Source organism: Oceaniovalibus sp. ACAM 378, assembly GCF_008085915.1.
Classification (GTDB): domain Bacteria; phylum Pseudomonadota; class Alphaproteobacteria; order Rhodobacterales; family Rhodobacteraceae; genus Oceaniglobus.
Genome location: NZ_VSJK01000008.1, coordinates 1 through 10708, shown reverse-complemented (window position 1 = coordinate 10708; position 10708 = coordinate 1). Strand labels below are relative to the sequence as shown.

16 protein-coding genes are annotated in these 10708 nt (G+C 59.9%); 1 reads left to right on the top strand and 15 read right to left on the bottom strand.

The window, feature by feature from the left end:
* Positions 1-4: 4 nt before the first annotated feature.
* From FQ320_RS11955 to FQ320_RS11915, 9 genes are read right to left on the bottom strand one after another with little or no spacing between them, the layout of a single operon-like run.
* Positions 5-505 (bottom strand): flagellar basal body-associated FliL family protein, encoded by a 501-nt coding sequence (locus FQ320_RS11955; protein ID WP_148472527.1) that lies wholly within the window; start codon positions 503-505, stop codon positions 5-7.
* Positions 506-514: 9 nt separating this feature from the next.
* The gene (gene flgH / locus FQ320_RS11950) at positions 515-1237 is read right to left on the bottom strand and encodes a flagellar basal body L-ring protein FlgH (RefSeq protein ID WP_148472525.1); all 723 of its coding nucleotides are present in this window, start codon (positions 1235-1237) and stop codon (positions 515-517) included.
* 29 nt (positions 1238-1266) lie between these two features.
* Complete coding sequence (gene flgA / locus FQ320_RS11945) at positions 1267-1689, bottom strand: flagellar basal body P-ring formation chaperone FlgA (protein ID WP_370513059.1); 423 nt, start codon at positions 1687-1689, stop codon at positions 1267-1269.
* Complete coding sequence (gene flgG, locus FQ320_RS11940) at positions 1689-2474, bottom strand: flagellar basal-body rod protein FlgG (RefSeq protein WP_148472522.1); 786 nt, start codon at positions 2472-2474, stop codon at positions 1689-1691. The genes flgA and flgG overlap by 1 nt, the downstream gene beginning before the upstream one ends.
* Positions 2475-2499: 25 nt before the next feature.
* Positions 2500-3216, bottom strand: coding sequence for a flagellar hook-basal body complex protein (locus FQ320_RS11935; protein ID WP_148472520.1), 717 nt, complete (start codon positions 3214-3216; stop codon positions 2500-2502).
* 1 nt (position 3217) lies between these two features.
* On the bottom strand, positions 3218-3484 hold the full coding sequence (gene fliQ / locus FQ320_RS11930) for a flagellar biosynthesis protein FliQ (RefSeq protein WP_148472518.1): 267 nt from the start codon (positions 3482-3484) through the stop codon (positions 3218-3220).
* 4 nt (positions 3485-3488) lie between these two features.
* Positions 3489-3773 (bottom strand): flagellar hook-basal body complex protein FliE, encoded by a 285-nt coding sequence (gene fliE, locus FQ320_RS11925; protein WP_148472516.1) that lies wholly within the window; start codon positions 3771-3773, stop codon positions 3489-3491.
* Between the two features lie 39 nt (positions 3774-3812).
* Positions 3813-4202 carry a flagellar basal body rod protein FlgC gene (gene flgC, locus FQ320_RS11920; RefSeq protein WP_148472514.1) on the bottom strand — a complete coding sequence of 130 codons (390 nt, stop codon included), beginning with the start codon at positions 4200-4202 and terminating at the stop codon, positions 3813-3815.
* A 13-nt stretch (positions 4203-4215) separates the two neighbouring features.
* Positions 4216-4605 carry a FlgB family protein gene (locus FQ320_RS11915; protein ID WP_148472512.1) on the bottom strand — a complete coding sequence of 130 codons (390 nt, stop codon included), beginning with the start codon at positions 4603-4605 and terminating at the stop codon, positions 4216-4218.
* Positions 4606-4688: 83 nt separating this feature from the next.
* Here FQ320_RS11915 and FQ320_RS11910 point away from each other — a divergent pair, with 83 nt between their 5' ends.
* Entirely contained in the window at positions 4689-6089 is a 1401-nt protein-coding gene (locus tag FQ320_RS11910) for a FliI/YscN family ATPase (RefSeq protein ID WP_148472510.1), read from the top strand.
* A gap of 39 nt (positions 6090-6128) precedes the next feature.
* Here the strand turns inward: FQ320_RS11910 and FQ320_RS11905 are convergent, their stop codons facing one another.
* From FQ320_RS11905 to FQ320_RS11880, 6 genes are all read right to left on the bottom strand, one after another.
* The gene (locus FQ320_RS11905; RefSeq protein WP_148472508.1) at positions 6129-6935 is read right to left on the bottom strand and encodes a DUF1217 domain-containing protein; all 807 of its coding nucleotides are present in this window, start codon (positions 6933-6935) and stop codon (positions 6129-6131) included.
* Complete coding sequence (gene flbT / locus FQ320_RS11900; RefSeq protein WP_148472506.1) at positions 6932-7336, bottom strand: flagellar biosynthesis repressor FlbT; 405 nt, start codon at positions 7334-7336, stop codon at positions 6932-6934. Before flbT ends, FQ320_RS11905 begins: the two co-directional genes overlap by 4 nt.
* Complete coding sequence (gene flaF, locus FQ320_RS11895; protein ID WP_148472504.1) at positions 7336-7695, bottom strand: flagellar biosynthesis regulator FlaF; 360 nt, start codon at positions 7693-7695, stop codon at positions 7336-7338. Before flaF ends, flbT begins: the two co-directional genes overlap by 1 nt.
* Positions 7696-7786: 91 nt before the next feature.
* A complete protein-coding gene (locus FQ320_RS11890; protein ID WP_148472502.1) occupies positions 7787-9100 on the bottom strand; it encodes a flagellin in 1314 nt (437 codons plus the stop codon).
* A 246-nt stretch (positions 9101-9346) separates the two neighbouring features.
* The gene (locus tag FQ320_RS11885; RefSeq protein WP_148472500.1) at positions 9347-9688 is read right to left on the bottom strand and encodes a hypothetical protein; all 342 of its coding nucleotides are present in this window, start codon (positions 9686-9688) and stop codon (positions 9347-9349) included.
* Positions 9678-9968, bottom strand: coding sequence for a rod-binding protein (locus FQ320_RS11880; protein WP_148472498.1), 291 nt, complete (start codon positions 9966-9968; stop codon positions 9678-9680). The genes FQ320_RS11885 and FQ320_RS11880 overlap by 11 nt, the downstream gene beginning before the upstream one ends.
* Between the last annotated feature and the right edge of the window lie 740 nt (positions 9969-10708).

Below are 10708 nucleotides of genomic sequence, written 5' to 3'. Positions count from 1 at the left end.
CGGTTCAGTTGTCCTGTCGGTTGATGTCCAGAATCAGAACGTCGATCAACGCCATGCCCAGATCCTCCCGACCCTTTTCCAGAAGCGCATTGCGTAACTTGTCCATGGAGCTGTTGGCCGTGAAGGCTCCGTTGAACCCTCCCGAGTTGGCGTGATCCAGCAGGACGCGCAGAAACCCGTCGCGCAGTTTGGGTTCACGTAGGTACACCGCATCGGTCTGACCCGGAGTAACCTCAAGTGTCAGGGACAAGACAACCAGCGCCGCGACCGCGCCACCTTCAACCAAAGGAAAGACGAACTGATTGCTCAGATTGACAAACTCCCCGTTGATCTTGGCCTTTTCCGGTGCTTGCGCGGGCATGGCCGCCGCTGTGGGATCGCCACAGGGATTGTCCGCCGCCTTGTCGTGCGCCGGTTCATCATGGGGACGCAGTGCAATTCCCGCGCCGACTCCGGCACCCAATCCCGCCACCGCCAGTACAATCGGTATCAGTTTCCCAAGCATCATGGCCCCTCAGAACGGAAGAAGAATATCGGCGACCTGCTGGCCATAGCGTGGCTGCTGCACATCGGTGATCTGGCCGCGCCCGCCATAGGAAATCCGCGCCGCCGCGATCTTGTCATAGGTAATTTCGTTCTGACGCGAGATATCCTGAGGACGGACATAACCGGTGACAATCAATTCGCGCAGTTCGAAATTAACCCGCACCTCCTGCGAACCCTGGATTTGCAGCACGCCGTTGCGCAGCTCGTTCACCACGGTTGCCGCGACGCGTAGTGTAAGCTTTTCACGTCGGCGCACCGATCCGTCGCCGCTGCTGGCGCTGCTCGAGGTGGCCGATACCGCATCGGCCATCGACGCGCCCGCTGGCAGGCGTTCGTCGATCCGTTGTGGAAGACCGAACAGGGACGGGACGCCAAGGCTTTCCGTTCCGCTGCGCGATCGTTCACTGGAGTTGGAAATTTCGGCGCGATCATCGATCTCGATCACGACGGTTAGGATGTCGCCCCGGGTTTCGGCGCGGCGATCGCCCAGCAGCGATCTGCGCCCGCTGTTCCAAAGCGAGGCCTGATCAATCTCGCGCGGAATCTCGACGGTCTCGGGCAGGCCGGGATTGGCCATCGCGCTGACCTCGTATCCTGTTTCAACCGGTTTGAATTCGGGCGCTCGCCCGACGTCTTCAAGGCGTGCGCAGGACGCGGTCAGGACAAGAAACAGGATCATGGAATGGCGCATGGGTCGTCCTCGGAGAATGGCGGAATGGATCATTGCAACAGATCGGTCATTTCAAGGCGGCCATCTTCGGTGACGACGCCGCTGATTGTGGAGCGTGAACCCAGGTTCATCACCCGCAACCGGTCCCCGACCGCGCCGCGGGCCAGCGCCCGACCCTCCATCGCGATCATCACCGGCCCGTTGCGATAGTGGACGACCACAATCTGGTTGCGCTCAATCACGGCCGGAGCGCCTAGATCATTGGCGCGAATTGGCCGCCCCGCGTAAAGCATCACACGCGCCTCAAGCCCGAGCGCGTCGGCGGGGTCGCCCAGCGCACCCAATACATCACCAGAAATCAGTGCCAAATCTTCAGGCATGATAACCGACTGTGCCCGGATTGCGCGCGCAGCGACCAAAGTGTCGGCAGCGACCGGCGCCGCGGCCAGGGTGGAGAGAAGCAGAAGGCGGATCATCGGATCTGCGTCGTTGCGCCCAGCATCTGGTCGGCGGCGGTGATCACCTTGGCATTCAATTCGTACCCGCGCTGCGCCTCGATCAGCTGTGTGACCTCGCGCACCGCATCAACCGAGCTGTTTTCCAGATATCCCTGACGCAGCGTACCGAGCCCATCAGTCCCCGGTTCTCCGACCAGCGCCGGGCCAGAGGCGGGCGTTTCGAGAAACAGGTTCGAACCCATCGCTTCCAGACCTTTGACGTTGGTAAACGCAGCAAGGGTGAAACTGCCGAGCAGTTGTGGTTCGACCTGATCGTTGAAATAGGCATATACTTCGCCCGCGCCGTTTACTGAAATCGCGCGCGCATCGGCAGGAATCGTGATGTCAGGCACCACAGGAAACCCATCCGAGGTCACGATCAGACCGTCACCCGACCGCTTCAGACCGCCATCGCGGGTATAGCCGGAAACGCCAGACGGCAGCGTGACCTCAAGAAATCCGCCACCCTCGATGGCAACGTCAAGATCGCCGCCCGTCTGGGTCAGCGAGCCTTGAGCCACATTCATGCTGACCGAGGCCGGCCGAACACCTAATCCCAATTGCACGCCTGTGGGCAATTGCGTTCCGTCAGCGGCATTGATCGTGCCCGCACGGCTGAGTTGTTGATAATGAAGATCGGCAAACTCGGCGCGGCGGGCATTGTATCCCGTCGTGCTCATGTTGGCGAGGTTGTTGGAAATCACCTCAACCCGCATCTGCTGGGCACTCATCCCGGTGGCGGCAATCTGCAAGGCGCGCATGTCGTTTCTCCTTTCGGCTTCGGGGTCAGCGACCCAGAGTGCTCAATACGTTGCGGATCCGCTGATCCTCTTTGTCCAGAAATCCCTGGCCCAATTCATAGGCGCGCTGAACCTGGATCATTCGTGAAATCTCGGCCACGGCGTTGACGTTCGATGCTTCGACAAACCCCTGAAGGATCTTCGGGTTTTCGACCGGCTCGGGTGCTGCGGTAAGCGTGAACAACACGCCGTCGCGCCGCGTGACGTCTCTTTCATTGGCCGGTTGCCACAGGCCGATCTGCGACAATGGCTGACCATCCGCGCTGAGCGTGCCGTCGGGCGAAACGGCAACGTCGCGCGAACCGGGAGGAACAAAGACCGGTGCACCGCCGCCGTCGAGCAAGCGATAACCATCAAAGGTCACCAGTTCGCCTTCGGCTGATGGCGTGAAACTGCCTGCCCGGGTCAATGCCTGACCTTCGGGAGTCTCGATCAAGAAATAGCCCTCGCCTTCGATTCCGAAATCAAACACACTGCCGGTCTGGCTCAGCACGCCCTGCAACTGACTCGTGGTACGGACACGGGCCGCGGCCATCGACAGGGACGGATCGCCTCGGTCAAGGCGCTCGACGAACTCCGAAAACACGACGCCTTCCTTGCGAAAACCGGTTGTCGACAGATTGGCGATATTGTTTGCCACCAGCTGCATCTCGCGCATCAGCCCGGATTGCCGGGTCAGGCTGGTGTAGACCGCATTTTCCATCTCACACTCCCGAAATCATCGGCACGATGCGGGTGTCAAAGAACGACACCAGCGTCTGGGTCATGAAACCCATCGTCATCCAGAACACGATCACGATCGCAATCAGTTTTGGCACGAACGTCAGCGTCATTTCCTGGATCGAGGTCAGGGCCTGAAATAGCCCGACCGTCAGTCCGGCCACCAGAGCCACCGCAAGGATCGGGGTCGAAACGACCACGGCCACCCAAAGACCCTCACGCAACGTGTCGAAAAAAACGGCTTCGTCCATGGGCTTACACCGGCATCCGGAGGATTTCCTGATAGGCCTCGACCACTTTGTTGCGTACGGTCACCGCGGTCTCTATCGCCAGTTCCGTCTGGGCAAGCGCCTGAACCATCGAAACCGGATCGGCACGGCCGGTCATCGCAGAGATGGCACCCTGCTCTCCGGCCTGCATCGTTGTCAGAAAATCCTGTGCCAGTGCAGCAAAGGCGCCGCTGGCACCCGCGGGATCGGGCGATGTTGCCGGGCGGGCCGAGGCATAGGACTGGGCTGCGCCCAACGCATTGATTTCCATTCTGGATATCCTTTTTGGTTAAATTGGTTTCGGCCGGTTTTACCGGCGGAGCAGATCGATCAAGCCCTGCGACATCTGCCGCGCCTGATCGAAGACTTTAAGGTTTGCCTCATAACTGCGTTGTGCCTCACGGGCGTCCGCGATTTCTATTATCAGATCGACGTTCGATCCTTCGTAGTTGCCACTGGCATCGGCCAGCGGGTGATCGGGGTCGAAAACCTGTACGAGTGCGGACTGGTCAAGCCTGACTTTACCTACCTCGACCATCCCGTCGACCGGCCCGCGCAGGGCGGTTTCGAAACTGATCGTTTTTCGCCGGAATCCCGGTGTATCGGCATTGGCAATATTTTCAGAGACATGGCGCAGTCTAGTTGCCTGCGCCTGCATGCCGCTGGTCGAGAGGCTGAGCGTTTGGAAGAGATCGTTCATCGACCCGCCCCCCTCAATTACCGCGACCGATGCTGGCCCGCAGGATGTCGCGCGCCTTGGCAAAGATCGCCATTGCCATGTCGTGCTGCTGACGCAGTTCGACCGATTTGATCATCTGATCCTCAAGAGACACCGTGTTTCCACTGGGAGAGGCTTCGGCACCCGAATCGATGCTGTCGAACCCACCCTGGCGTTCCGCAGGCACAAGATGTGCCGCCCGCGTGGTGAGTAACGCGGTGGAAGGCCCCGACACACGATAGGTTTCGGCGAAATCCACCAAATCACGGGCGCGAAATCCCGGCGTGTCCGCGTTGGCCACATTGCGTGCCACCAACGTCTGGCGTTGCGCCGCATGGCGCGCCATCGCCTGGGACATCTGCATTAATTCTAGTTTCTGAAACATCGGGGCTTCTCCCTCGTCGGTGCTCACAAAGGCTTAACCCTGATTCCTTTACAAAGAGTTCGCAGCATCAAACGGAGGTCAGAATGGCCGGCATCGGATTCGAAAATGTTCTGAGCGTGGTTGAGACCACGGTTCTGTCGCGCCCGCTGGGCCGGATCGTCGCAATTGAGGATGGACGCATCATTGTTCGCGGCCTATCGGCAAATGCCGCGATGGGCGATCTGGTGCGTATAAACGGAATCGACGGCCCGATTCGCGGTGAAGTACTGCGACTTGACGGTGACAGAATGACGGTGCTGCCCGATGCCACACCCGAGGGGTTGAGGTTGGGCACCGCCGTCGCGCTGCTGGGTGCGGCCATGCTTTCGCCCGACGACAGCTGGATCGGACGTGTGATCGATCCCTATGGCGAACCGCTGGACGACTTGCCGATTCTCCCCGGTCCGACCGCCCGACGTCTATCCGCCCGACCGCTGAACCCAACGCGCCGCCGCGGCCTGGGTGCCCGATTGAACACCGGGTTACGTGTGTTCAACACTTTGCTGCCCCTGGTGCGCGGCCAGCGCATCGGGCTGTTCGCCGGATCTGGCGTAGGCAAATCGACCATACTTGCGTTGCTGGCGCAGAATTTGACCGCGGACGTTGTGGTGATCGCAATGATCGGAGAACGCGGCCGCGAGGTGCGCGAATTCATCGACCGGGTTCTGGGTCCGCAGGGGATGGCACGCAGCGTGATTGTCGCCGCAACGTCTGACCGCTCTGCCGCGCTGCGGCGGCGCTGTGCCTACGCGGCAATAACCGTGGCCGAGCATTTTCGCGATCAGGGCAAGAATGTGCTGCTGCTGGCCGATTCTATCACTCGGTTGGCCGATGCGCACCGAGAAATTGCACTGGCTGGCGGCGAAGAGGGAAGCATGCGCGGTTTTCCTCCCACGACTTCCTCAGTCATTACGACGCTTTGTGAACGGACCGGACCCGGTATGGGCGAAATGGGTGACATCACGGCAGTTTTCACCGTTCTGGTGGCCGGATCGGATATGGATGAACCGGTCGCCGACATCCTGCGCGGCGTTCTTGACGGCCATATCGTTCTGGATCGTCGGATCGCAGAACGTGGGCGGTATCCGGCGGTGGATGTCCTGCGTTCAGTGTCGCGCGCCCTGCCAGTTGCGGCCAGCGACGAGGAAAACTCCCTGCTTGGCGAGGCACGGCGCCTTCTGGGTGCCTACGAACGGGCCGAACTGATGATCCAATCGGGGCTCTATGCCGCCGGATCGGATCCGCAGATCGACACGGCAATCAAGGTCTGGCCGCAGCTTGACGCCTTTGTGACAGAGCGTGAAAACGATGGAATTACTGCCAGTTTCCGACGTCTGGCGCAGATTCTGACCGTGGTGCATCCACGCGCCGGCGGTGCAGTACTGCAAAGTAGAGGTGCCGCAGGCGGACAGTCCGTTGACAGGCAGCATGCACGGCCCGGATGAGGGGGCGGCACAGCGCGAAATCCGGCGGGCTCTTACGGCTCAGCCGAAGGTTTGACCAGATTGCAAGATGGCCAGCGCCGCACTCTGTGGGCTCATCCCGGTACTGCCATTGGTCAGTTGATCGTGCGTCAGATATCGGGAAATCAGCTTTTCACGCATCTCGGGGGTGTTGAAATCGCTCACTTCCGAGATGCCAAAAAACCGTTCGGATCGGGTGCGGAACTCGATCAGTTGCCGATCAAGGTCAAGCGCACCGACACTGGCCGGCATTCCCAATGCACCTTCGAATACGGCGCGTACCGGGGACGTTGCCATAACTGTAAACCATTTGGCGTTGTCCGACATCTGCCGCTTTGCGATATCGCCCAGATCACGCTCCAACCCCAGCGCCATGCGCATAGCCGGTGCCGTGTCACCCAGAGCAATTTCGAATTGCCGGTCGCGATAGGCAGAAACAATTTGTTCGTCGAAATCGACATAGCCGTTGCGAGGCCCCAGGACATCGCCGAAGCCGAAAGCCTTGGCCATCGCCAGATATCGCTTGTCCGACAGACGGTTGGCAAGCGAGCCAGTATCGGTCGTGCTGGACGTCAGAATACGTTCGATGAAGTATTTATTGTTGATATCCTCATCCAGCCCGAAAGCGCCCAGCGCGACCTCAAGCAGCCGACGGTCTTCGACCAGGTCCTCTGCGCTGGTGATACCGGCGATCTTATCGCGAAAGTGATCAACGTTTCGCGTGAGGCGGGCCGACCCTTCAAAGACCTGTTGCTGGAGATCGCGGGTGCGTTGCAGAAACGACCAGCCTGCGACGCCAGAGAACGGAACGACCGGCTGAAACGTCATGACACGGCCACTGCCATCAATCGCTCTTCCCGTGGCAACAGCATGCGCAGATGTTTGAGCACAAAATAATGTTGGCTGGCCAGCACGGAGTCCGTCGCGTGGCTCAGATGTTCGCGGCTCTCCTCGTCCGTCAGAACCTGACTCAGCTGTTCAATTCCGCGTAACAACTGCGGACGCGCATCGGCTGCATCCGCCTCGCCACACAGAACAAGTTGAGCGATGTAACAGACCCGGCGTACCGGTGTGTTCACCTCATCAGGGTGAAGCGCGTCGCGCAAACGCAGGATGCTTGCGCCGGGCGTAACGATATTCAGCCGTCCGCGCCGGTTGCCGTTTTCGATGACCGCACCGTTGATCAATACCCGCTCGTTCGGGCCAAGCTTGAGAACCAGACCGGACATCAGATCTCACGCTGTTGGCGCAGGCCACCCATGATGGCGGCGTTGATGTCGATCAGCGCATCGGTCGTACCTTTGCCATTCAGAACCTTGCGGCTGTGCTGATCAGTGAACTCGGCAAGATAGAATATCTGGGCGCGCAGGGCCTTTGGCAGCTGGTTGTCGCCATCCGCAACGTCTGCGGCCAGAAGCGTCCAAAGACTGCGGTTGTCGTGAATTGCCCGGACGACATCGTGGTGGGCAGTGGCCTGTTTCAAGGCCGATGTCACCTTGACGAATGCGTCGTATTCGTTGGTCTGGGCGCTGCGAAGCGGTGCATGCACGGGGGCATAGGCCGTTTTGGCAAGTTGAAAGGCGTTCAAGTGATGTCCCTTCCCGGGCGGGCTGTGTCAGGGGCCGAAATTCCGGCGATGGGGCGAAGGCGCCATTGTGGCGCCTCCGCCGGTTTCGCGTTTACCGGAACAGCGACAGGATCGACTGCGGTGCCTGATTGGCGATCGACAGCGACTGAACGCCCAACTGCTGCTGCACCTGAAGCGCCTGCAACTTGGCCGAAGCTTCTTCCATGTTGGCATCGACAAGGGTGCCAATCCCGGCCTTCAGTGCGTCGGTCAGGCCACTGACGAATTTCGCCTGGGTTTCGATCCGGCCTGCGACAGAGCCGAAGGAAGCCGCCGAGTCGACTGCCGTCTGGATCAGCGATTCGATTCCGACCAGTGCCGCGCTGGCACCTTTGCCAGTGGTCACATCGAATTCACTCAACGCATGAAGACCGCCGCTGGTGGCGCCGCCAGCGTCCATGTCGAGGTTGCCCACAGCCGCTGCCACCATTGCGGTGGCGGTATTGTTGGTCACACTGACTTTATTGCCGTCCACCGAAACGGAATAAGAATTCTCCAGCCCCTGCTCGGCCAGACGGAACTGCATCATTTCAGCCATACCCTTGGCCACATCCGCCGTGGTGTCGCCGTCCTTGGCCACATACAGCGCTTCCTGCTTGGTGGCTGCGGCGAGGGCGAAGGGTGTTCCGTTGCCGGCGTTGTCGAAGATCGTCATCTGAAAGGCATAGCTGTCGCCCGCCATCACGGCCTTGGTCCGTCCGAGCGTGGTCGTTTCGCCATTGATGGTATAAGTGGCCGATGCCGCGCCGTTCGCGGTTGCGGTGCCGGCTGCTGTCATGGCTGTGGCGGCGAGAACCAGCGCACCCTTGGTCCCCACCTTGGTCGACAGATCTTGCTTGTTCACTGCGATATCGCTGGACTTGACCGATTTCCCGGACCGATCAATCGACGACAGTACGTTTACAACACCCGTATCGTCGACGCGTCCCGCAGCGGTATAAGTGGACGTGGTCTTGTTGTTGGACAGCAGGTTCAGCCCGTTGAACTGTGCGGCACCCACGACTGAACCGATCTGATCGCGCAGGGCCGTGATGTCAGCCTGGATCTTGTCCCGGTCGACGTTGGCTTCCTGAGACGCGACGATTTTGTCTTTCATCTTTGTCAGTAGGTCGGTGACCGTTTCAGCGGCTTGGCGGGCCACCGCGACGGTGGATTCACCCAGTGACAGGCTGCTCGCAATCGCCTTGAACCCCTGAACGTCGGATTCCATGACTTTCGAGATTGCCCAGATCGCCGAATTATCCTTGGCGTTGGATACGGATTTGCCGGTCGAGATTTCGTTCTGCGTCTTCAACAGACCCGAGTTGATCGATTTGAGGCTTTGCAGCGCGACCATTGCGCCGATGTTGGTCAGAATGCTGGACATCATTGTTCCTTGACTATGTCGGTGCTTTTGCACCCGGGAGCAGGGCCGTTCCGGAATGGACCGGCGGATGAAATGTCGTTCTGACGATACCCGGCCATGTGCGAAGCAATCCCGCGGGCCAAGTGATCACCTTTCTGGTGACAAGGGCACATTGGTCTGTAATGCTCTAACAAGTTCCTAACTCAAGAATTTGAAATCACCGGGATTTTATGCGAATTTCGCCTGTTGTCCCGGACCGGCTGCGGATCACGCCCGCCGCTGGAGAGTTTGCACCGGGCGGGCGATCTGAATCTTCTCTCCCGTCCGACTGTATGTGCCCACCGGCGTTCCCCGGGCAATTTGATCCAACCGGGTACGCGCCGCGCCGATGCCGCGCTGGGCCGCCTGCAACAATGTCTGATTTCTGTCGGATAAGGCACGCAGCCGCGCAATCCCCGGCCGATCATCCGGCCCCGTCATCAGGGCGCGCAGCAATTTCTCCTTGCGTGGAACCAACGGGCCCAGACGCTGCAGATCGCCGCGCAACAGAAGAATTCGTTCCTCCTGCAACAACCGTTCCAGCCGAGCGACCGCGCGGTCAACTGACATGTTTGTCCCCTTTCAAAGCCTGAAACAATCTTTCGGCCAGACCGATCCCCCCGGCCTGCACCATATGATCGGCCTGGGCTGTGCGCAGAAATGATGCGAAGTGCTCTTCTCCGGCGCCCCCTCCGAATGCCTCGCGCGATTTGCCCAGTCCGGCGGCGCCCAGCATTTCTGATAGAAACGCGGATTCAAGCTGTTCTGCCGCTCGTCGCAGGGCAAGGTCACGGCCATTTTGGGTGGTTACACCGGGCAAGTGTGTCGGGTTTTGGATCGAAAGTGTCATGTCGCCTCCTTTGGAATCTCTCGTCAGAAAACATGATCGCGGTAAACATACGGTAACCAAAAGCGGACATAACAGGGGCCGAGCCGCAATCAGAAAGGCACGTGATGGAGAATCTAGTTCTGTCCGCCATACCCGGATCCGCCGGCAAGCAAGCGCTCCGTGCCTTGCCCATGATGCAGGATTCGGTCGGGTCAACGCGGTTCGGTGCCGTACTGGCCGCACTCGCAAATCCAACGGGCGGCGCTGTGCGAAACGGGTCGGACAGATCCGGGCGCCCGACCGAAAACGCCTCGCATGGCAGCGACGAAAGTTCACATGAACCACCCAAATCCGCCGATAGTAATCGCCATCCTGCTGCTCTGGATGAGACCACTTCGCATCCGCCCGAGATCGGACCGGAGTTGCAAGCCAGATCCCCGAGTCCGACCCACCGGACCGAGCCATTTCTGGTCTTCATGCCCAAGGCTGCCCGATCGCAGAACAACGATGTCCCGGCCGCCAAACCGGCCAGCACGCATCCGTCAGATGGGCTCACCCAAGGCGTGGAAACCCCTGAAACTCCAGTTGTTGCGTCCGCCGATACCGACGCAGCCTCGCCCAATGCTGTTACCCCCCCTTCCGTAATGGGGCATTAATTGTCAAGCGCATTGAAACAACAGAAAAGCAGCGCGATACCGATGGCATATCGCGCGACCAAGGTGTTGGCGCTGCGGAGACATCGTGGATCGTAGCGGCGCCAA

What these genes read in the sequence shown, in the direction of transcription:
- flgC (WP_148472514.1), bottom strand. Translation starts at nt 4,202, where the DNA reads ATGAACGATCTCTTCCAAACGCTCAGCCTCTCGACCAGCGGCATGCAG.
- flgG (WP_148472522.1), bottom strand. Translation starts at nt 2,474, where the DNA reads ATGCGCGCCTTGCAGATTGCCGCCACCGGGATGAGTGCCCAGCAGATG.
- FQ320_RS11935 (WP_148472520.1), bottom strand. Translation starts at nt 3,216, where the DNA reads ATGGAAAATGCGGTCTACACCAGCCTGACCCGGCAATCCGGGCTGATG.
- FQ320_RS11880 (WP_148472498.1), bottom strand. Translation starts at nt 9,968, where the DNA reads ATGACACTTTCGATCCAAAACCCGACACACTTGCCCGGTGTAACCACC.
- flgH (WP_148472525.1), bottom strand. Translation starts at nt 1,237, where the DNA reads ATGCGCCATTCCATGATCCTGTTTCTTGTCCTGACCGCGTCCTGCGCA.
- fliE (WP_148472516.1), bottom strand. Translation starts at nt 3,773, where the DNA reads ATGGAAATCAATGCGTTGGGCGCAGCCCAGTCCTATGCCTCGGCCCGC.
- FQ320_RS11915 (WP_148472512.1), bottom strand. Translation starts at nt 4,605, where the DNA reads ATGTTTCAGAAACTAGAATTAATGCAGATGTCCCAGGCGATGGCGCGC.
- fliQ (WP_148472518.1), bottom strand. Translation starts at nt 3,484, where the DNA reads ATGGACGAAGCCGTTTTTTTCGACACGTTGCGTGAGGGTCTTTGGGTG.
- FQ320_RS11890 (WP_148472502.1), bottom strand. Translation starts at nt 9,100, where the DNA reads ATGTCCAGCATTCTGACCAACATCGGCGCAATGGTCGCGCTGCAAAGC.
- FQ320_RS11885 (WP_148472500.1), bottom strand. Translation starts at nt 9,688, where the DNA reads ATGTCAGTTGACCGCGCGGTCGCTCGGCTGGAACGGTTGTTGCAGGAG.
- FQ320_RS11910 (WP_148472510.1), top strand. Translation starts at nt 4,689, where the DNA reads ATGGCCGGCATCGGATTCGAAAATGTTCTGAGCGTGGTTGAGACCACG.
- flbT (WP_148472506.1), bottom strand. Translation starts at nt 7,336, where the DNA reads ATGTCCGGTCTGGTTCTCAAGCTTGGCCCGAACGAGCGGGTATTGATC.
- FQ320_RS11905 (WP_148472508.1), bottom strand. Translation starts at nt 6,935, where the DNA reads ATGACGTTTCAGCCGGTCGTTCCGTTCTCTGGCGTCGCAGGCTGGTCG.
- FQ320_RS11955 (WP_148472527.1), bottom strand. Translation starts at nt 505, where the DNA reads ATGCTTGGGAAACTGATACCGATTGTACTGGCGGTGGCGGGATTGGGT.